Raw genomic sequence first — 19,807 nt, 5'->3', positions numbered from 1 at the left:
CCGTAAGCCGGCCAGAGAATACCCCCGAAGCTTCCGGGAACAAGGTTTTTTGTTTTTTCTTACAGCTTAAAGCTTATCGCTTACAGCTCCCGGCACAGCCGGGTCAGGCTTCGCGAAACATCCAGGGCCGCTCGGCACGATGGCGCTGCTCGAAGGCATGAATGGCATCTTCGTCCTTCAGGGTGATGCCGATATCGTCGAGCCCTTCGATCAGGCAGTGCTTGCGAAAGGCGTCCACCTCGAACTCGAGCAGCTCACCCGACGGTGTCATCACACGCTGTGCCTCGAGATCCACGTCGAGCCGGTATCCTTCATTCGCCGCCACTTCCTCGAACAGCCGATCGACCTCGGCCTCGGAAAGCCTGACCAGCAGGATGCCGTTCTTGAAGGCATTGTTGTAGAAGATATCGGCGAAGCTCGGCGCGATCACCACCCGGAAGCCGAAGTCGGCCAGCGCCCAGGGCGCATGCTCGCGGGAGCTTCCGCAGCCGAAGTTCTGACGTGCCAGCAGGATGCTGGCGCCCTGGTAGCGTGGCTGATTGAGCACGAAGTCCGGGTTGATCGGACGCTGCGAGCAATCCTGGCCCGGCTGACCTTCGTCGAGGTAGCGCAGCTCGTCGAACAGGTTGACGCCAAAGCCGCTGCGCTTGATCGACTTCAGAAACTGCTTGGGAATGATCAGGTCGGTATCGACATTGGCACGGTCCAGCGGCGCGACCAGGCCCTCGAGTCGTTCGAATTTCTGCATGGCTCAGGCCTCCTGCGCAGTAGCGTCGTAATGGCGGACATCGACGAAATGACCGGCGATGGCAGCGGCGGCGGCCATCGCTGGACTCACCAGATGGGTCCGACCACCGTAGCCCTGACGGCCCTCGAAGTTACGGTTCGAGGTCGAGGCGCAATGCTCGCCGGCACCCAACTTGTCGGCGTTCATCGCCAGACACATGGAACAACCGGGCTCACGCCACTCGAAGCCGGCGTCGAGAAAGACCCGGTCGAGCCCTTCTTCCTCGGCCTGGCGCTTCACCAGGCCGGAACCGGGCACCACCATGGCCAGGGCGATCGAATCGGCGACCTTGTGTCCCTTGGCCACCTTGGCGGCTGCACGCAGGTCCTCGATACGCGAGTTGGTGCAGGAACCGATGAAGACCTTGTCGAGGCGGATGTCGGTGATCTTCTGCTTCGGCGCCAGCCCCATGTATTCCAGTGCTCTCGTGATGCCGGTGCGCGCCGTGTCGTCGTCGACCTCGGCCGGATCGGGTACTTCACCGCCGATACCGGCGACCATCTCCGGGCTGGTGCCCCAGCTGACCTGCGGCTCGATCTCGGCGGCATCCAGGGTCACCACCTTGTCGAACTCGGCACCATCGTCGGACACCAGGTTCCGCCAGTCGGCCACCGCGGCCTCCCACTGCTCGCCCCGGGGCGCATAGTGGCGGTCGCGAAGATAGTCGATGGTGGTGTCATCCACGGCAATCAGCCCGACCCGAGCACCGGCCTCGATGGCCATGTTGCAGATCGTCATGCGGCCTTCCATGGAAAGCCCGCGAATGGCGCTGCCGGCGAACTCGATGGCATAGCCCGTACCACCGGCGGTCCCGATTCGGCCGATGATGGCCAGCACCACGTCCTTGGCGGTGACGCCCTCGCCGAGCTCGCCTTCCACGCGCACCTGCATGTTCTTCATCTTCTGGGCCAGCAGGCACTGGGTGGCCAGCACGTGTTCCACCTCGGACGTGCCGATCCCATGAGACAGGGCGGCAAAGGCACCATGAGTCGCCGTATGAGAATCGCCACAGACCACGGTCATGCCCGGCAGGGTGGCGCCCTGCTCCGGCCCCACCACGTGGACGATGCCCTGGCGCGGGTCGTTGATGCGGTATTCCTCGATGCCGAACTCGTTGCAGTTGTCATCGAGGGTCTGCACCTGGATCAGGGACACCGGATCCTTGATCCCGGCATTGCCCTCGGCACGCTCCAGCAGTGTGGTCGGCACATTGTGATCCGGGGTCGCCAGGTTGGCATCCAGCCGCCAGGGCCGACGCCCCGCTAGCCTCAGCCCCTCGAAGGCCTGAGGGGAGGTCACCTCATGAAGCAGGTGCCGGTCGATGTAGATCAGGGCGGTGCCATCGTCGCGTTCCTTCACCAGGTGTTGCGACCACAGCTTGTCATAGAGGGTCTGGCCTGCCATGTCGTTCTCCCGGGCCTCGGGCCCTGTGCGTGTCCGGTCGGTCTTTTCGTCTTTGACGCCAGGCGGCGCCTTTTGCAGGAGTGTCCCGCGACGCGCACATAAAAGCAATTCATGTTATTTATTCAAAGGATTCCTGAAAGGAATACAAAGAGAACGAGCACCCATTTCTTACGAAAAAGTAGGCGAGCGAAGGTTAGGGCTAGCCCCGTTCCCGACGGGGCAACGCACTTCCCACCTCCCTGTGGGTCGCAAGGCAAAAATCAACGAGGAAGCGGACCGGGCTCGCGTGCGAGTTTACAAGGCGTAAATGAGCATTCCGACCGGGCTCGCGCACGAGGCGATTTTTAACGCCGTATAACCGAGCGCAGCCACTTTTCGACCAGGAGCTCCGATGGATACCCAGAGCCTACAGGCCTTTCTCGCCGTGGCCGACGGCGGCAGCTTCTCCCGCGCCGGCGAGCAGCTGCATCTCACCCAGCCGGCGGTCAGCAAGCGCATCGCCGTGCTGGAGGATCAAGTGGGCGCCCGGCTGTTCGATCGCATCGGCCGCCGAGTGACCTTGACCGAAGCCGGCCGCCTACTGCTGCCCCGGGCCCGCCAGATCCTGGTGATGGTGGACGACAGCCGCCGCGCGCTGGGCAACCTGGACGGCCAGGTGGCCGGCAGCCTGACACTGGCCACCAGCCACCACATCGGCCTTCATCGGCTGCCGCCGCTGCTCAAGGCCTATACCGGCCAGCATCCCGAGGTGCGCCTCGACCTGCGCTTCCAGGACTCCGAACAGGCCTACCAGGGCGTGCTCGACGGCGAGCTGGAGATCGCCGTGGTCACGCTCGCGCCGCATCCGGATACCCAGCTCGAGGTGGTGCCGGTGTGGATCGACCGGCTGTGCTTCGTCTGCGCCCCGGATCACCCCCTGGCCGACCGGGGCCGGCTGGGACTGCATGAACTCTGCGACTTCGACGCCGTGCTGCCCGGCCCGCTGACCTTCACCCGCGGGCTGATCGAGGGCCGTTTCGCCGCCGCTGGACTGGACCTCCCCGTGGCGATTTCCACCAATTACCTGGAAACCCTCAAGATGATGACCGCCATCGGCCTGGGCTGGAGCCTGCTCCCCGAGCGGCTGGTGGCCGGCGAGCTTCACGTCCTCGACGTGGACCACCCCCCGATCCAGCGCCCGCTCGGCTACCTGGTGCATCGCAGCCGCACCCTCTCCAATGCCGCTCGCGCCATGCTCGAGCTGCTCGAGCAGGCCCGTGACGACGCAGCGCAACACTGGCCGACCTGACGTCGAAAAACATCAATCTCGTTTCGGCAAAAACCGGCGTAAATTCGCTTATTTATGACAAAAAACGGCATATAAATGCCGCTTTAGATCAAACAAGGATAGAAAAGACGTCGCAAAATCTCATGCCACGGCGCACGGCCCCGCCTAGCCTTGGGCATCACATGACCACACCGTGACGCTTGAGGTAATGCCATGAGCCAGTCTCCCCAGACCTGGGCCGCCCAGCGGCCCGAGCGTGCCCTGACCCTGCCCTCCCGCTATTTCTACGACCCGGCACTGTTCGAGGCCGAGCGCGAACGCATCTTCATGGGCGCCTGGCACTTCGGCTGCCACGTCAATGAGCTCGACCAGGCCGGTTCCTTCGTGGTCCGCGACATCTTCGATCAGAGCGTGATCCTGATGCGCGACCGCGACGGCGAGCTGCATGCCTTTCACAACGTCTGCCAGCACCGCGGCAACCGACTGCTGAACGAGCCCCGCGGCGTGCGCAAGGGCGTGATTCGCTGCGCCTACCACTCCTGGTGCTACGGTGCCGACGGCCGCCTCAAGGCCGCCCCGCGCAGCGACCGCATCGAGGCCTTCGACGTCGACGACTACCGGATCCCGCCGGTCCGCCTGCAGGTCTTCGCCGGCGGCGTCTACTTTAACTTCGATCCCGACGCCGCGGACATGCACGACCTCTTCCCCGGCGCAGAGGCGGCGATCCGCGATGCCATCCCTCACCTCGACGAGATGCGCCTGATCCAGGAGGACGACGTCATCGTCCCGGCCAACTGGAAGGTGATCATGGACAACTCCATCGAGGGCTATCACTTCCAGCTTTCGGGCCCCTGTCACGTGGACCTGGCGTCGCTGATCGACTTCTCCGGCTACAAGCTGCGCCACCACGACAACTGGTGGACCTACGGCGCCCCGCCCAACCGCGAGGCCACCGAGGCCTACGGCGAGTCCATCGGCCGCCCGGTGGAGGACGGCGACGGCTTCTTCAACATCGGCTTGTGGCCCCACAATACCTTTTACCAGTTCCCGTTCTCCCAGTGCATGGGCACCTTCATGATCATCCCGCTGGACGCCGAGCGCAGCATCCTGCGCTTCGGCTACTACAGCGCCCATGACACTGACGCCCTGCCCGAGGTGACCCGGGCCAGCATCCGCTGGATGAACGAGGACCTGGGACCGGAGGACATCGAGCTCAACGTCACCACCCAGAAGGGCCTGCGCTCCCTGGGCTACGATCAGGGCCGCTACATGATCGACGCCGAGCGCAGCAACGAGAGCGAGCACCTGGTGCTGAACTTCCACCGCCTGGTGCATCGGGCCCTGCACGGCGAGGACGGAGCCGGGTCATGAGCCTTCTGGGTGCCTTCACCGGCAAGCGGGTGCTGGTCACCGGCGGCGCTCGCGGGATCGGCGCCGCCACCGTGCGCCGCTTCCTCGACGAGGGCGCGACGGTGGCCGTCGGCGCTCGCCGCGCGGCCTCCGTCGACGCCCTGTGCCGCGAGCTGGGCGACGAGGCCCGGGTGGTCGCCGCCCCGGGACCGCTGGAAGACCGCGCCTCCTGCGCCGCCGTGGTGGATGCCGCGGTGGCCGGCCTCGGCGGACTGGACATCCTGGTCAACGCCGCCGGCGTGTTCGAGGAGGTGCCCTTCGAGGCCGTCACCCAGGCCCACTGGGACACCACCTTCGCCGTCAACACGGGCGGTACCTTCTTCACTCTCCAGGCCGCCCTGCCCCACCTGGAGGCCAACGGCGGCAACGCCGTGAATCTGGGCTCGGACGCCGGGCTGATCGGCTTCCCGCCGAGCAGCGTCTACTCCGGCGCCAAGGCCGCGGTGGTCAACCTGACCCGGGCGCTGGCCCTGGAGCTCGCCGGGCGCATCCGCGTCAACTGCGTCTGCCCGGGCAACGTCGCCACCGAGATGATCGACGCCGCCGCCGAAGCCAGCGGCGATCGCGAGGCCTATCTGGCCGCCGCCCGGGCCCGCGCCCCGATGGGGCGCATGGCAAGCCCCGAGGAGGTCGCCGACGCCATCCTCTACCTGGCCTCGCCCCGAGCCGGCTTCACCCACGGCGCCATCCTCTCGGTGGATGGCGGCGGGGTCTGCGGCTTCTGAATCGCATATCGATAACAATACATTGAGGAGACTCCCCATGATCCAGCATCCCCATGTCCTGCGTACCGGCCTGCTGGCCGCCACCCTGGGCGCCATCGTCATGCCCGGCCTCGCCCAGGCCGACGAGATACGCTTCGCCACACCGCCCTGGCCCGGCGCCACCGTCAAGACCGAGGTGGCCAGCCAGCTGCTAGAGCGCCTGGGCTACGAGACCAGCGTCAAGGAGGCCAGCACCGCCATCATCCTGGAAGGCCTGGTCGGCGGCGACATCGACGTCGACCAGGCCCTGTGGCGCCCCTCCCAGGGCGCCATGCTCGACCCGCGCCTGGAAAGCGGCGAGCTGGTCGAGGTAGCACAGAATATCCAGGGCGCACGCTTCAAGCTCGCCGTGCCCGGCCATGTCTGGGACGCCGGCGTGCACTCCATGGCCGACCTGGCCGAGCACGCCGAGCGCTTCGACCACAGCTTCTACGGCATTGAGCCGGGCAACGTCGGCAACGAGATCATGCAGGACGCCATCGAGGACGATGCCTATGGACTGGGCGACTGGCGGGTGGTGGCCTCCAGCGTCACCGGCATGCTCTCGCAGCTCGAGGCCAACAACGACGGCGAGCGCTGGACAGCCTTCCTCGGGTGGGAGCCGCACTGGATGAACGTCGTCTACGACGTGCACTACCTGGAGGACCCGGAGGGCCTGTGGGGCGATGCCAGCACCGTCTCCACCATCGCCAATGCCGACTTCCTCGAGCGCGAACCCAATGTCGCCACCCTCCTCGAGCAGCTGGTCGTACCCATCGAGGTGCAGAACGCCTGGGTCCACGCCTTCAGCCGCGAGGAGCGCCCCCTGGACGCGGTGGCCGGCGACTGGCTCGAGGCCAACCCCGAGCGGGTCGGCCAGTGGCTCGAGGGCGTGACCAGCGCCGATGGCGCCACGCCCGCCCTGGAGGCCTATATGGACGCCTACCTGGCGGACCGCTAAGCACGCTCACCATCCCTCTGTCTATGAGATGGGCTGATCCGGCGGCAAGCCTGCGTATGGGCGCTGTAGCCCCTTTCCCGGGCGCTACATTTGCCCTCCCTGGTCAATGACCCTCGCTCCGCCTCCCCCGGCGCCCATCGTCCCCGGGAGTTCGACACGAGTTCCCCCGGACCCAGGCCCTGGAGTCACGATGAACCCTACCCCTGACTACGACTACATCATCGTCGGCGCGGGCTCGGCGGGCTGCGTGCTCGCCGACCGGCTGACCGCCGACGGCCGCTATCGGGTACTGCTGCTCGAAGCCGGCCCCAAGGATCATTCCTGGACGATCCACATGCCGGCGGCCATGGGTGCGGCCATCGACGGCCCACACTTCAACTGGCACTACTGGTCCGGCCCCGAGCCTCACCTGGATGACCGCTATGTCGCCACCCCTCGGGGCAAGACCCTGGGCGGCTCGTCCTCGATCAACGGCATGGTCTACATCCGCGGCCATGCCCGGGACTACGATGCCTGGGCCGAGGCCGGCTGCCAGGGCTGGGACTACGCCCGGGTGCTGCCCTACTTTCGGCGCGCCGAGGGCCATGCCCTGGGCGGCGATGACTACCACGGCGCCGACGGGCCACTGCGCGTCAGCCCGGGCCGGCCCACCGACCCGCTGTCCCGGGCCTTCCTGGAAGCTGGCGAGCAGGCCGGCTACGGCGCCAGCGCCGACGTCAACGGCTACCGCCAGGAAGGCTTCGGCCGCGTCGACCGCACCACCTGGAAGGGCCGGCGCTGGAGCACCGCCCGGGGCTACCTGGCCCAGGCCCGCACGCGCCCCAACCTCACGGTGATCACCGGCGCCCTGGCCGAGCAAGTGCTGGTCGAGGACGGCCGCGCCCGAGGCGTGGCCTACCGTCGAGGCGACCGCCGCGTCGAGGAGACCGCCAGACGAGAAGTATTGCTGGCCGGCGGCGCCATCAACAGCCCCCAGCTGCTGATGCTCTCCGGGATCGGCCCACAGGACGAGCTCGAGCGCTGGGGGATTCCCGAGGCCCACCGCCTGGAGGGCGTCGGCCGGCGACTCAACGACCACCCGGATACCGTGGTCGCCTACCGCTGCCCCCGGCCCGTCTCCCACGCCCCCTGGACCCGGGCGCCACGCAAGTGGTGGCTGGGCATGCGCTGGTTCGCCGATCGCGGCGGGCTGGCCGGCACCAATCTGTTCGACGCCGGCGCCTTCATCCGCTCCCGGGCCGGGGTCGAGCATCCCGACCTGCAGTTGACCTTCATGTCGCTGGCCGTCGAGCCCGGCAGCGTCAACGTGCTCAAGGAACACGCCTTCCAGGTGCACATCGACCTGATGCGCCCCACCAGCCTGGGCCGGGTGCGCCTGGCGGACAGCGATCCGGCGAAGGCCCCGTCGATCGTCTTCAACTACCTGGCCACCGAGCGCGACCGGGCCGACATGCGCGCTGCGGTGCGCCTGGTCCGCGAACTGATCGAGCAGCCGGCCTTCGACGGCCTGCGCGGCGAGGAGATCACCCCGGGGCCGGACTGCCAGAGCGACGAGGCCCTGGACGCCTGGGCCCGGGCCACCACCGAGACCGGCTACCACGCCGCCGGCACCTGCAAGATGGGCCCGGCGAGCGACCCGGAGGCGGTGGTCGACCCCGAGCTGCGCGTCCACGGGCTCGAGGGCCTGCGCGTGGTGGACGCCTCCATCATGCCGACCATCGTCAGCGGCAACACCAACGCCCCGACCGTGATGATCGCCGAGAAGGCCAGCGATCTGATCCTCGGCCGCCCCGCGCCGGCACCCAGCGAAGCGCCGGTGTGGATCCACCCCGACTGGCAGCACCAGCAACGCTGAGGAGGTCCCATGTCCGAGTGCCTGTCACTGATCCTGACCCGTTATCGCCGCCTGGCACCGTCCGTCGTCGAGCTGACCCTCGAGGCCGCCGACGGCGGGCCCCTGCCCCCGGCCCCGGCCGGGGCCCACCTGGAGCTCGAGCTGCCCGGTGGACTCACGCGCCACTATTCGCTGCTGGATGACGGGGCCGGCGGCCGCTATCGCCTGGGCGTGCTGCGCGAGCCCGACTCCCGGGGCGGCTCGGCCTTCCTGGCCGACCAGGCCCGGGAAGGGCTCGCGCTCGCCGTCTCGACGCCCCGGGACCGCTTCCCGCTGGACGAGACCGGCCGCCGCCAGGTGTTGATCGGCGGCGGCATCGGCATCACCCCGCTGGTGGCCATGGCCCGGCGACTGTGCGCCCGGGGCATCACGCCGGAGGTGCACTACCTGGTGCGCCGGGAGGAGGACGCCGCCTTCGCCGGAGAGCTCGCCGCCCTGCTGCCCGAGGGCGCGCTGCGCCTGCACGTCTCCGCGCGGGACGGCCGCGCCCAGGTGGCCGAGCTGGTCGGCGAGGTGGACGCCGACACCCGGATCCACGCCTGCGGCCCGGAGGGCCTGCTCGCCGCCCTGGAGGCCGAGGCCGACGCCTGGCCCGCGGGCTGCCTGCGCCTGGAGCGCTTCCGCGGCGCGGCGCCGGATGCCACGCCCCGGGACGGCCAGTGCGAGATCGTGCTGGCACGCAGCGACCGGACCCTCACCCTGGCCCCCGACGAGTCGCTGCTCGACGGCCTCGCCCGCGCTGGCGTCGCCCCACCCACCCTGTGCGGCGAGGGCGCCTGCGGCACCTGCGCCTGCGGCGTGATCGAGGGCGCCGTGGACCACCGAGACGTCCTCCAGGACGACGCCGAGAAGGCCGCCAACGACACCCTCTACGCCTGCGTCTCCCGCCCCGCGGGAGCGCGCCTGGTGCTCGATCTCTGATACCCACGCCCCCGAGGAGGCCCCATGCCCCTGACCCATGACGACTGGAAGCACCGCGCCGCCACCCTGGAAACCGACGGCCGCGCCTGGATCGCCGGCCGGCGCTGCCCCGCCGTGGGCGGTGCCACCCTGGACTCGATCAACCCCATGACCGGCGCCCCGGTTGCCGCCATCGCCGCCTGCGAGGCGACCGACGTGGATCGCGCCGTGGCCGCCGCCCGGGCGGCCTTCGTGGCCGGCGACTGGGCCCGGGCCGAGCCCGGCGAGCGGCGCCGGGTGATGCTGGCCATCGCCGGCGAGATCCGCGCCCACGCCGAGGAGCTGGCCCTGCTCGACAGCCTGGAGAGCGGCAAGTGCATCGTCGAGGCCCTGGAGGACGCCGAGGAGGCCGCGGTACTCTTCGACTGGTACGGCGAGGTCCAGGACAAGGCCTACGACCGGGTCGCGCCCTCCCCGGCCGGCGTCCAGGCCACCATCACCCACGAGCCGCTGGGCGTGGTGGGCGCCGTGGTGCCCTGGAACTACCCGCTGCACAACAGCGCGGTCAAGCTGGCCCCGGCGCTGGCCGCGGGCAACAGCCTGGTGCTCAAGCCCGCCGAGGAATCCTCGCTGTCCGCCCTGCGCCTGGCCGAGCTGTGCCAGGCCGCCGGCCTGCCCGACGGCGTGCTCAACGTGGTGCCGGGCCACGGCCATCTGGCCGGCGAGGCCCTGGGTCGCCACGACGACGTGGACGCCCTGGGCTTCACCGGCTCCACCGAGATCGGCAAGCGCTTCATGGTCTATGCCGGCGAATCCAACATGAAGCCGGTGTGGCTGGAATGCGGCGGCAAGAGCCCGCTGCTGATCTTCGACGACTGCCCCGACCTGGAAGCGGCGGCGGACGCCGCGGTGGCGGGCATCTTCACCCACGCCGGCCAGGTCTGCTCGGCCCACTCGCGGCTGCTGCTCCAGGACGGCATCCACGACGCTTTCCTCGCGGCCCTGGACGCACGTCTGGCCAACCTGGTGCCCGGCGATCCCCTCGACCCGGCCACCCGGCTCGGCCCGCTGGTCAGCCGCGCCCAGTTCGACAAGGTCTGCGAGTACCTGGCCATCGGCCGTCGGGAGGCCACCCTGCGCCACGGCGGCGAGCCCCTCGAGGCCGCCGGCGGCGAGCTCTTCGTGGCCCCCACGGTGTTCACCGGGATCACCCCCGAGCACCGGCTGTTCCGCGAGGAGATCTTCGGCCCGGTGCTGGCGGTGAGCCGCTTCGCCGACGAGGCTCGGGGCGTGGCGCTGGCCAACGATAGCCGCTACGGCCTGGCCGCCTCACTGTGGACCGCCGACCTGGGCCGCGCCCATCGACTGTGCGATGCCCTGCAGGCGGGCACGGTGACGGTCAACGGCGTCGATGCGGTAAGCCCCCAGACGCCCTTCGGCGGCATGAAGGAGTCCGGCATCGGCCGCGACTACGAACTGGCCGGTATGCGCAAGTACATGGCACTCAAGACCCGCTGGATCCACTACTCCACCACCTAGCACTAACCCGGTTACGTGCTGCGAGAGGCGCCGGGGACATGCTGAAGAGGAGGTCCTACGCCAGGGACGGCGTCGGTAGCGCCCTGGGAGGGGTTCACAGCGCCTCCTCTGAGGCTTGTCGCCGGATCAGCCTCGAGCGAAGGAGCTATCCGGCCAGAAAGCTTAATGTCGAGCGAGGAACGAACCATGAGCGAGATCCCCGAGGTCCCGGGCAACGCCCGGGAGCAGCTGGCCTGCGCCCTGCGCTGGCTGGCGCGACTGGACCTGCACGAGGCCACCGCCAATCATTGCAGCCTGGCCACCGGCGAGGGCGGCGAGCGCTTCTTGATCAACCCGGCGGGCCGGCACTTCGCCGAGCTGCGCGCCAGCGACCTGCTCGAGGTCGAGGCCGGGGGCGACGAGCGTCCCATCGGCCTGGACCCCACCGCCTGGGCCATCCACGGCGCCATGCATCGCCAGGGCCGTGAGGTGGGCTGCATCCTGCACACCCATTCGCTGTATGCCACCGCCCTGGCCTGCCTGGAGCGTCCCGAGCTGCCGCCGGTGGAGCAGAACGCCATGCGCTTCTTCGAGCGCGTGGCGATCGACCGCGGCTTCGACGGCATGGGCCTGGGCGACGAGGCCGAGCGCCTGGGCCGACTGGCCGGCGAGGCACCGATCCTGTTGCTGGGCAACCACGGCGTGCTCGCCACCGGCGCCGATGTCGCCGAGGCTTTCGATAACCTCTATTATTTCGAGCGCGCCTGCCGCTCGTACCTGGTGGCCCGGGCCAGCGGCCTGCCACTGGCGCCGGTGGCCCCCGAGGTGGCCCGCAAGACCGCGGCCCAGTGGGACGACCATATCCTGGCGGGCGCTCCCCAGGCGCACTTCGCGGCGCTGATGCGCCTGCTCGACAAGGAAGGCGACGACTACCGGAGCTGAGACCACGACATGCCCGACACGCTTGCCACCGCCACCCCGCCGTACCGGCTCGGGATCCTGCTGCAGCCGCAGTTCTCCTTCGCCGGCCTGGGGGCGCTGCTGGACCCGCTGTTCATCGTCAACTGGCTGGCTCAGGAGCCACGCTTCACCTGGCGGCTGCTGGGCGGAGAGCCGATGGTGTCGGCCTCCAATGGCGTACCGCTGGGCGTTGAAGTGGACTGGCCGGCCCCCACCGAGCTGGATGGCGTGCTGGTGCTGGCCAGCTTCGAGACCAAGGCCCTCACCGGCGACCGCCCGCTGACCATGTGGCTGCGCCACTGCGCCGCCGCCGGCGTCACCCTGGGCGGCATCGAGATGGGCAGCGAGGTGCTGGCCGCGGCGGGCCTGCTCGACGAGCGGCGGGCGGCGGTGCACTGGGACAACCTCGAAGGCTTCCGAGAGCTCTATCCCCGGGTGGATGCCGGGGGTGAGCTCTACACCCTTGACGGGGATCGCCTGACCTGCGCCGGTGGTACGGCGGTGCTCGACATGGTGCTGGCCTGGCTGGCGACTCGGGTGGAAGCGCCATTGATGGATGAACTCCGCAACCACCTGCTGGAACGCCGCCAGCGCCCGGGTGATGCCATCCAGCTGGCCGCCGCCCCGGAGCACCGGCCCCAGACGTCCGCCCAGATGCGCCGCGTGATCCGGCTGATGCGCCGAGCCATCGAGACACCCCTGACCAGCGCCGAGCTGGCCGGCGAGGTCGGGCTCTCGATCCGCCAGCTCGAGCGACGCTTCAAGGCCGAGCTCGGAGTCACGCCGAAGCGCTACTACCTCTGGCTGCGCATCAACCGCGCCCATCGCCTGTTGCAGCAGACCGGTCTCGGCGTGGCCGAAGTGGCGGCCAGCGCCGGCTTCGGTTCCCTGGAGCACTTCTCTCGGGCCTATCGCCGTTTCTTCGGCTGTGCACCGAGCCAGGACCGCCTGCAGTCCCGCGATGCCCCGGTGCTGCCCCTGCGCTATCTGCCGCGCCGGGAATGAAGGCGCCTTGAGGCCGGCGGGCATCTTGCTTAGGATGCTATGAATTTCTCTAGAACGTCCCGCATGCAGCCGACACGAGACCATGGACCCGACGAGGCCACACGACGCCGACGTGCCCTGGCCGGCCTGACGATACTGGCCGGCCTGGTCATCCAGATCACCCAGTTCAGCGGTGCCTCACCATTCAGCCCACACCTGGTCGGTCACGCCCTCTGGCTGGGCACCGCCCTGCTGTGGCGTGACATCCCCTCCCGCAATCGACGTCAAGCGGGCTGGCTGGCCGCCATCGGGCTCGGCCTGCTGTTACTGGCGCGCTTCGGTTTCGGCGCGACGATCGATTGGTGGGCGATACTCGACGGCAACACCTATGTGGTCGCCATGCTGGTGGGCGTGAGCTTCATCGGTCTGCTCGGCAACCTCCGCGGTCAGTCACGCCCTCCGGGGGGCCACGCCGTGACCGGACGTCGCGGGCTCGCCGGCACCTGGCTGGGCGTTCACCTGCTCGGGACGATTCTCAACCTGTCGACGGTGTTCATGGTCGGCGACCGGCTGGAGCGACGCGCGCCGCTGACCACGCCGCAGCTGCTGGGGCTCAATCGCGGGCTATCCAGCGCGGCGCTCTGGTCGCCGTTTTTCGCGTCCATGGGGGTGGTGATGACCCTGGCACCGGAGATGGATTACGCCACCATCGTCGCCCATGGCCTGCCACTGGCACTGTGCTCGGGATTGCTGACGCTGCTGGAACTGCCGCGCCGTTTCGATCTCACCGATACCGCCGGCTTTTCGATGTCGCCGCGCAGCCTGCTGATGCCGGTGATCATGGCCGGGCTGGTGATGCTCTTCCACTACGGCCTGACCCCTGATCTGACGATCGTCAGCATCATCACCTTTCTGATGCCCACCGTGGCCCTGGCCACCAACCTTTCCCGAGGGCCACGCTGGACCCTGGGACGGGTGCGCCAGCATACCGTAACCCGACTACCAGCCATGCGCGGCGAGATATCGCTGTTCCTTTGCGCCGGCCTGCTGACGCAGGGGCTGTCGACCCTGGTCGACGCCGCCACCGGCGGCGACTGGACGCTTTTCACGCACTTCGGCGTTCCCCAGGCGACACTGAGTTTCCTGGCCATCGTCGCCAGCGCCGTGGCCGGCCTGCACCCGATCATCGGCGTCTCGGTGCTGGCCTCGGTACTCGACCTGGCCGCGGACGACCAGACGCTGTTCGCTTTCGTTGCCCTGAGCGCCTGGGCAGTGGGGACCAGCGTCGGGCCGCTGTCGGGCATCAACCTTTCGCTGCAAGGCCGCTACGGTGTCGCCGGCACCCACATGATGCGCCACAACCTGGGCTATGCACTGGTCATGGCCCTCCTGGTCGTGGGCACTCTCTGGTTGCTCGCCGACTGAGAGAGTCAGGCCACCGGAGCCCGCACGAAGTACCGATGCCCGCATTGGTGGCAAGGCTCGATGCGCGCCACGCTAGCAAGCTCGACGACAGCGTCGCAGTGCACGCAGGCCATGCGACCGGGCACGGCCATCTCACCGGCGGTGTAATCAGCCCGTGAAGCTTCCAGGTCGTCTGCCAGTCGTTCACGCTCGATGAGACTGCGGTCGGCTATGGAAAACAATGACTCGGTCACCTTGCGCGACAACACTGACAGATCGATACCCAGCCAGCTGGCCACGCCTTCGCCTCCGGCGCCCAGGTAGCGACGCATTTCCTTGAGGTCACGTTCGACCCAGGCGCGCAACAACGCCAGCTCGTCGCGGGTGAACTCCTCGACCTCGGCCTCGAATTCGACGGCCTCGTCGAGCTCATGCTGCAGAGCGTCGCGGTTCAGTTCGCCGGCACCTTCCTTGAGACGGTCCAGCATGCGCTCATAGGCCGCCTTCAGGCGATGATCCCGGGATTTCGGGTCCTGTTGCTCGCTCATCTGCTTCTCCTCGTCTGGCGCCCGACATTGGGCAGGGCTATCGCCGTTAAGCGTTGTCGCTCGGGCTGATCCGTCGACAGGCCGGCGCCACTCGCCAGATCCAACTGCGATAGCCCTACGGCATTGGGCCGGCCCGTAGCCGAACCCCGTCGTGCTGGGGTATCCTTGCGAGCCTACGCTTCTTCCATTTAGACGGCACGCCGTCGGCGAATCAAGCTCTCTTCGCCTCTTCGAGGCGATACCCTGCGCCGACCCGCTGATATGTACAGCGCCGCCCGCGTTGCCCTCACCAGCAAGGTATCCGAATACAGCGATGGACGCACAATACAAGCCCTTTGATATCGAACGCGAGGCCCAGCGGTTCTGGGACGATAACCAGTGCTTCAAGGCGGTGGAGGATACCAACCGCGAGAAGTTCTACTGCCTGTCGATGTTTCCCTATCCCAGCGGCAAGCTACACATGGGGCATGTGCGCAACTACACCATCGGCGATGTGGTCTCCCGCTACCAGCGCATGCAGGGCAGGAACGTGCTGCAGCCCATGGGCTGGGACGCCTTCGGCATGCCGGCGGAAAACGCGGCTATCCAGAACCAGGTTCCCCCGGCTCGCTGGACCCACCAGAACATCGACACCATGCGCACCCAACTCAAGTCGCTGGGCTTTGCCTACGACTGGAGTCGCGAGTTCGCCACCTGCGACAGCGACTATTACCGCTGGGAACAGTGGTTCTTCACCAAACTGGTGGAGAAGGGGTTGGTCTACAAGAAGATGTCCATGGTCAACTGGGACCCGGTCGATCAGACCGTGCTGGCCAACGAGCAGGTCATCGAGGGACGCGGCTGGCGCAGCGGCGTGCTGGTGGAGCGCAAGGAGATCCCGCTGTGGTTCCTCAAGATCACCGACTATGCCGAGGAGCTGCTGGCCGACCTCGACCGGATCGACTGGCCCGAGCAGGTCAAGACCATGCAGCGCAACTGGATCGGCAAGTCGCGCGGCGTGGAGATGACCTTCGAGACCCATGACGCCGACGGCTCGCCGCTGGAGCCGCTCTCGGTCTACACCACGCGGCCCGACACCTTGATGGGCGTCACCTATCTGGCCGTGGCCGCCGACCACCCCCTGGCCAGGTCGGCCGCCGAGGGCAACCCGGCGCTGGGCGAATTCCTGGAGGAGTGTGCCCGCGGTGGCACCTCGGAAGCCGAGCTGGCCACCAGGGAAAAGAAAGGCATGCCCACCGGTCATTCGGCGCGCCACCCTCTCACCGGTCGCGATGTGCCGGTCTATGTCGCCAACTTCGTGTTGATGGAATTCGGTACCGGGGCAGTGATGGCGGTACCGGCCCACGACCAGCGTGATTGGGAGTTCGCCACCAAATACGGCGTGCCCATCGAGCCGGTGATCGCTGATGCCGATGGCAAGACACCGGACCTTTCTGCCGGCGCTCATACTGAACACGGCACCCTGATCAATTCCGGGGAATTCGATGGCCTCGACTTCGAAGCGGCGTTCGACGCCATCGCCGCCCGGCTCGCCGAGCAGGGTCGCGGGGAGATCAAGACCAATTACCGGCTGCGTGACTGGGGCGTGGCGCGTCAGCGTTACTGGGGGGCACCGATTCCGGTCAAGTACGGCCCCGAAGGCCAGACCGTGCCACTCACCGACGACGAGCTCCCGGTAGAGCTGCCCCTCGAGGTGACCGTCGATGCCTCCGGCTCGCCGCTGAAGAAGATGCCCGATTTCAGCGACCTGGGCGACGGCTGGACACGCGAGACCGACACCTTCGATACCTTCATGGAATCGTCCTGGTACTTTGCGCGCTTCTGCTGTGCCGACAATCCGACGGCCATGCTCGATGAACGCGCCGACTACTGGCTGCCGGTGGATCTGTACATCGGCGGCATCGAGCACGCCATCCTGCACCTGCTCTATGCGCGCTTCTTCACCAAGCTGATGCGCGACTTCGGCCTGGTGGAAACCGACGAGCCCTTCCAGCGCCTGCTGACCCAGGGCATGGTGATTGCCGAGACCTACTACCGCCCCACCGCCAATGGCGGCAAGGCGTGGTTCAATCCCGCCGATGTCGAAGTCAGCCGCGACGACAAGGGGCGTCCGCTCAGTGCCACCCTGGTCGCGGACGGCCAACCGGTGGAAATGGGCGGCATCGAGAAGATGTCCAAGTCGAAGAACAACGGCGTCGACCCCCAAGCGATGATCGAGCGTTTCGGCGCCGACACCGTGCGCCTGTTCATGATGTTCGCCGCGCCGCCCGAGCAGTCCCTCGAGTGGTCCGACTCCGGCGTCGAGGGTGCCCACCGTTTCCTCAAGCGCCTGTGGCGGCTGGTGACCGAGCACCTCGAGGCCGGCCCCCCGGGCGAGCTCGACGTCGCCGCCCTGGATGATGCCCAGCGCGAGCTACGTCGCAAGACCCACGAGACCATTCAGAAGGCCAGCGACGACATCGGTCGGCGTACCACCTTCAACACGGCCATCGCCGCGGTGATGGAGCTGACCAACGCGCTGGGCCGGTTCCAGAACGAGAGCGACGACGCCTCGCCGCTGAGTCTGGCCGTGGCCCGCGAGGCCGTCGAGGCCTGCGTGCTGCTGCTGGCCCCTATCACCCCGCATGTCTGCCATGCCCTGTGGGCCGAGCTCGGCCACGACGAGCCGGCCATCGATGCCCGCTGGCCGGCACTCGACGAATCAGCGCTTGCCCGGGATACCATCGAGCTTGTGGCCCAGGTCAACGGCAAGCTGCGTGCTCGCCTCGAGGTGCCCGCCGATGCCGACAAGGCGGCCATCGAGGCCCAGGCCATGGCCACCGAGAACGTCAAGCGCCACATCGAGGACAAGACGATTCGCAAGGTGATCGTGGTACCCGGCAAGCTGGTCAACATCGTCGTCGGCTGATCCATTGCCCAAGGAGTTCCCATGCAGCGTCGAACCCTGCTCCGATTGACCCTGGCCGTCGGCGCCTCCCTGGCACTGGGAGGGTGCGGCTTTCGCCTGAGGGGGCTGGACACGACCACCCTGCCTTTCGCTTCGCTGGGCGTGGATGGCGCAGGGGATGACGTCTCCCGGCTCACGGTCGAACGGCTTCAGGCAGCAGGTGTCAGCGTCGACGGAACAGCCCCGGAGGTGTTGAACCTGGGGCCGGAAGCCTTCAACGAGCAGCGTCTGAGCGTGCTGGATTCCGGCCGCCAGGAGTATGACATGACCCTCGTTGTGCCCTTCTCGGTGCAGCGACGCGAGGATGGCGCCTATCGACTCGACCAGCAGCGCATCGAGGTCCAGGAGCGCTTCACCCTGAGCAGCGACAACCTGCTCGCCGGCGATGAGCGGCGCGCCAAGGTACGACATCGGCTGCGTCGCGAGGCAACCGGCCAGCTTCTCGACCGGCTGCGGGCTCTGGGCGACCAATGAGGAGGCATCCGTGAAGGTCTTCGCCGACAAGCTGGAGGACGCCCTGGCCAAGTCCCTGCCCCCGGTAGTGATCGTCGCCGGCGATGAGCCTCTTCAGCACATGGAGGCCTGCGACGCCGTGCGCGGTGCGGCACGCAACGCCGGTATCGAAGAGCGCGAAGTGCTTCATGTCGAGGCCAACTTTGCCTGGGGACGCCTGCTCGAAAGTTCCGCCAGCCTGTCGCTGTTCGCCTCGCGCAAGTTGATCGAGTTGCGCCTGAACGGCAAGCCCGGCCAGGAAGGCGCCAAGGCCCTCAAGGAGTACGCCGAAGGCATGGCCGGCGGCGACAACGTGCTGCTGGTCGCCGCCGGCAAGCTCGATTTCCGCGAACAGAAGAGCGCCTGGTTCAAGGCCCTCGACAAGGCCGGGCTCTTCGTTCCGGTATGGCCGGTGGACGCCTCGCGTCTGCACTTCTGGCTGCGCGACCGCGCTTCGCGGCATGGGCTGACCCTGGATCTCGATGCCGCCCGCCTGCTCGGGGAACGCACCGAGGGCAACCTGCTGGCCGCCGACCAGGAGCTCCAGAAGCTGGCCCTGACCCTGCCTCCCGGGGCACGCGTTCCTCCCCAGCAGGTCGCCGGCGGCGTGGAAGACAGCGCCCGCTTCGATGTCTTCACCCTGCTGGATGCCTGCCTCAAGGGGGAGCGTGCCCGGGTATCGCGCATACTGTCAGGCTTGCGTGGCGAAGGCGTCGAGCCGCCTATCGTATTGTGGGCCCTCACCCGCGAACTGCGCCTGTTGCTGTCGATTCACCAGCACCTGGATCAGGGCCAGAGCCTCGAGCATGCCTGCAAGGCCCAGAAACCGCCGATTTTCGACAAGCGACGTCCCGCCTACCAGCAGGCCATCCAGCGCCTGCCCATGAAGCGGCTGCACAAACTGCTGTTGTTTGCCCAGCGTCTCGACCTGACCATCAAGGGGGCCGGCACCATTCCCCTGTGGGACGGACTGCACGACCTGGCCCTGACACTGGCCGGTGGTCGCGGGCCATTGGCGGAGCTGCCGTCCTCTTATCGAATCGGCGGATGACGCCCGAGCGATTCGTGAAATGTCAGACACTTATCCGCTATAATGGAGCGTCATCGTCATCATCGCGACGCAAGGATGCACACGCGGAGCCGACACGAGCCGTCGTAACCACTTTCCACCAAAGGATACTGCCCCATGAAACGACTCAGCCGTCTCCTCAGCCCCCTGCTGATCGCCGCCCTGGTCATCGGCAGCCTGCCGGCCGTCGCTGCGGCCCCGAACAGCGACCTGGTCGGGACCGCCGAGGTACTCGATGCCAGCACCATTCAGCAGGACCGCGAGCGCATTCGTGACGTCCTGGCCCGTGATGATGTACAGCGTCAGCTGCAACTGCAGGGCGTCGATGCCGATGAAGTACAAGCTCGAGTGGCGGCGCTCTCCGACGCCGAGGTAAGCGAGATGGCCGACCGGCTCGACCAGATGCCCGCCGGGGCCAGCGTCGTCGGCGCTCTGTTTGCCGTCTTCGTGATCCTGCTGGTGACCGATATTCTCGGCCTCACCGACGTCTACCCCTTCACTCGCTGATCGCGGGGTGCC

17 protein-coding genes are annotated in these 19,807 nt (G+C 67.8%); 14 read left to right on the top strand and 3 right to left on the bottom strand.

All coding sequences use genetic code 11. The features are described 5' to 3' along the window. Positions 1-103: 103 nt before the first annotated feature. Positions 104-748, bottom strand: coding sequence for a 3-isopropylmalate dehydratase small subunit (gene leuD, locus RSO41_RS16730; protein ID WP_315620368.1), 645 nt, complete (start codon positions 746-748; stop codon positions 104-106). 3 nt (positions 749-751) lie between these two features. Beyond that, positions 752-2,191, bottom strand: coding sequence for a 3-isopropylmalate dehydratase large subunit (gene leuC, locus RSO41_RS16725; protein ID WP_315620366.1), 1,440 nt, complete (start codon positions 2,189-2,191; stop codon positions 752-754). Positions 2,192-2,582: 391 nt separating this feature from the next. On the opposite strand from leuC, the gene RSO41_RS16720 reads away from it, so the two are divergent. From RSO41_RS16720 to RSO41_RS16675, 10 genes are all read left to right on the top strand, one after another. Further along, positions 2,583-3,479 (top strand): LysR family transcriptional regulator, encoded by an 897-nt coding sequence (locus tag RSO41_RS16720; protein WP_315620365.1) that lies wholly within the window; start codon positions 2,583-2,585, stop codon positions 3,477-3,479. 192 nt (positions 3,480-3,671) lie between these two features. After that, positions 3,672-4,829, top strand: coding sequence for an aromatic ring-hydroxylating dioxygenase subunit alpha (locus RSO41_RS16715; protein WP_315620364.1), 1,158 nt, complete (start codon positions 3,672-3,674; stop codon positions 4,827-4,829). Continuing rightward, positions 4,826-5,593, top strand: coding sequence for an SDR family NAD(P)-dependent oxidoreductase (locus tag RSO41_RS16710; RefSeq protein WP_315620363.1), 768 nt, complete (start codon positions 4,826-4,828; stop codon positions 5,591-5,593). Before RSO41_RS16715 ends, RSO41_RS16710 begins: the two co-directional genes overlap by 4 nt. 37 nt (positions 5,594-5,630) lie before the next feature. After that, positions 5,631-6,572, top strand: coding sequence for an ABC transporter substrate-binding protein (locus tag RSO41_RS16705; protein ID WP_315620362.1), 942 nt, complete (start codon positions 5,631-5,633; stop codon positions 6,570-6,572). Positions 6,573-6,762: 190 nt separating this feature from the next. Continuing rightward, positions 6,763-8,427, top strand: a complete 1,665-nt coding sequence (locus RSO41_RS16700; protein WP_315620361.1) for a choline dehydrogenase — start codon at positions 6,763-6,765, stop codon at positions 8,425-8,427. Positions 8,428-8,436: 9 nt separating this feature from the next. Then, positions 8,437-9,387 carry a PDR/VanB family oxidoreductase gene (locus RSO41_RS16695; protein ID WP_315620359.1) on the top strand — a complete coding sequence of 317 codons (951 nt, stop codon included), beginning with the start codon at positions 8,437-8,439 and terminating at the stop codon, positions 9,385-9,387. 24 nt (positions 9,388-9,411) lie between these two features. Then, a complete protein-coding gene (locus RSO41_RS16690) occupies positions 9,412-10,905 on the top strand; it encodes an aldehyde dehydrogenase family protein (protein WP_315620357.1) in 1,494 nt (497 codons plus the stop codon). Between the two features lie 186 nt (positions 10,906-11,091). Beyond that, positions 11,092-11,826, top strand: a complete 735-nt coding sequence (locus RSO41_RS16685; protein WP_315620356.1) for a class II aldolase/adducin family protein — start codon at positions 11,092-11,094, stop codon at positions 11,824-11,826. 9 nt (positions 11,827-11,835) lie between these two features. Further along, entirely contained in the window at positions 11,836-12,849 is a 1,014-nt protein-coding gene (locus tag RSO41_RS16680; protein WP_315620355.1) for a GlxA family transcriptional regulator, read from the top strand. A 63-nt stretch (positions 12,850-12,912) separates the two neighbouring features. Beyond that, complete coding sequence (locus RSO41_RS16675; RefSeq protein ID WP_315620354.1) at positions 12,913-14,253, top strand: hypothetical protein; 1,341 nt, start codon at positions 12,913-12,915, stop codon at positions 14,251-14,253. Between the two features lie 5 nt (positions 14,254-14,258). Here RSO41_RS16675 and RSO41_RS16670 read toward each other — a convergent pair whose 3' ends face one another. Continuing rightward, entirely contained in the window at positions 14,259-14,780 is a 522-nt protein-coding gene (locus RSO41_RS16670; RefSeq protein ID WP_315620353.1) for a zinc ribbon-containing protein, read from the bottom strand. Positions 14,781-15,093: 313 nt separating this feature from the next. On the opposite strand from RSO41_RS16670, the gene leuS reads away from it, so the two are divergent. The 4 genes from leuS to RSO41_RS16650 all read left to right on the top strand — a co-directional run bounded on the left by leuS (position 15,094) and on the right by RSO41_RS16650 (position 19,795). Beyond that, a complete protein-coding gene (leuS, locus tag RSO41_RS16665) occupies positions 15,094-17,688 on the top strand; it encodes a leucine--tRNA ligase (RefSeq protein WP_315620352.1) in 2,595 nt (864 codons plus the stop codon). Positions 17,689-17,709: 21 nt separating this feature from the next. After that, on the top strand, positions 17,710-18,201 hold the full coding sequence (lptE, locus tag RSO41_RS16660; RefSeq protein WP_315620351.1) for an LPS assembly lipoprotein LptE: 492 nt from the start codon (positions 17,710-17,712) through the stop codon (positions 18,199-18,201). 10 nt (positions 18,202-18,211) lie between these two features. Next, on the top strand, positions 18,212-19,270 hold the full coding sequence (gene holA, locus RSO41_RS16655; RefSeq protein ID WP_315620349.1) for a DNA polymerase III subunit delta: 1,059 nt from the start codon (positions 18,212-18,214) through the stop codon (positions 19,268-19,270). 135 nt (positions 19,271-19,405) lie between these two features. Further along, on the top strand, positions 19,406-19,795 hold the full coding sequence (locus RSO41_RS16650) for a PA2779 family protein (protein ID WP_315620348.1): 390 nt from the start codon (positions 19,406-19,408) through the stop codon (positions 19,793-19,795). Positions 19,796-19,807 lie beyond the last annotated feature (12 nt).

Source organism: Halomonas sp. I1, assembly GCF_032334135.1.
Classification (GTDB): Bacteria; Pseudomonadota; Gammaproteobacteria; order Pseudomonadales; family Halomonadaceae; genus Halomonas.
This window is presented reverse-complemented; position numbering and strand designations above follow the sequence as displayed.

What these genes read in the sequence shown, in the direction of transcription:
- RSO41_RS16720 (WP_315620365.1), top strand. Translation starts at nt 2,583, where the DNA reads ATGGATACCCAGAGCCTACAGGCCTTTCTCGCCGTGGCCGACGGCGGC.
- RSO41_RS16670 (WP_315620353.1), bottom strand. Translation starts at nt 14,780, where the DNA reads ATGAGCGAGCAACAGGACCCGAAATCCCGGGATCATCGCCTGAAGGCG.
- RSO41_RS16690 (WP_315620357.1), top strand. Translation starts at nt 9,412, where the DNA reads ATGCCCCTGACCCATGACGACTGGAAGCACCGCGCCGCCACCCTGGAA.
- RSO41_RS16650 (WP_315620348.1), top strand. Translation starts at nt 19,406, where the DNA reads ATGAAACGACTCAGCCGTCTCCTCAGCCCCCTGCTGATCGCCGCCCTG.
- leuS (WP_315620352.1), top strand. Translation starts at nt 15,094, where the DNA reads ATGGACGCACAATACAAGCCCTTTGATATCGAACGCGAGGCCCAGCGG.
- RSO41_RS16715 (WP_315620364.1), top strand. Translation starts at nt 3,672, where the DNA reads ATGAGCCAGTCTCCCCAGACCTGGGCCGCCCAGCGGCCCGAGCGTGCC.
- RSO41_RS16685 (WP_315620356.1), top strand. Translation starts at nt 11,092, where the DNA reads ATGAGCGAGATCCCCGAGGTCCCGGGCAACGCCCGGGAGCAGCTGGCC.
- RSO41_RS16710 (WP_315620363.1), top strand. Translation starts at nt 4,826, where the DNA reads ATGAGCCTTCTGGGTGCCTTCACCGGCAAGCGGGTGCTGGTCACCGGC.
- lptE (WP_315620351.1), top strand. Translation starts at nt 17,710, where the DNA reads ATGCAGCGTCGAACCCTGCTCCGATTGACCCTGGCCGTCGGCGCCTCC.
- RSO41_RS16680 (WP_315620355.1), top strand. Translation starts at nt 11,836, where the DNA reads ATGCCCGACACGCTTGCCACCGCCACCCCGCCGTACCGGCTCGGGATC.
- leuC (WP_315620366.1), bottom strand. Translation starts at nt 2,191, where the DNA reads ATGGCAGGCCAGACCCTCTATGACAAGCTGTGGTCGCAACACCTGGTG.
- RSO41_RS16700 (WP_315620361.1), top strand. Translation starts at nt 6,763, where the DNA reads ATGAACCCTACCCCTGACTACGACTACATCATCGTCGGCGCGGGCTCG.
- RSO41_RS16705 (WP_315620362.1), top strand. Translation starts at nt 5,631, where the DNA reads ATGATCCAGCATCCCCATGTCCTGCGTACCGGCCTGCTGGCCGCCACC.
- RSO41_RS16675 (WP_315620354.1), top strand. Translation starts at nt 12,913, where the DNA reads ATGCAGCCGACACGAGACCATGGACCCGACGAGGCCACACGACGCCGA.
- RSO41_RS16695 (WP_315620359.1), top strand. Translation starts at nt 8,437, where the DNA reads ATGTCCGAGTGCCTGTCACTGATCCTGACCCGTTATCGCCGCCTGGCA.
- leuD (WP_315620368.1), bottom strand. Translation starts at nt 748, where the DNA reads ATGCAGAAATTCGAACGACTCGAGGGCCTGGTCGCGCCGCTGGACCGT.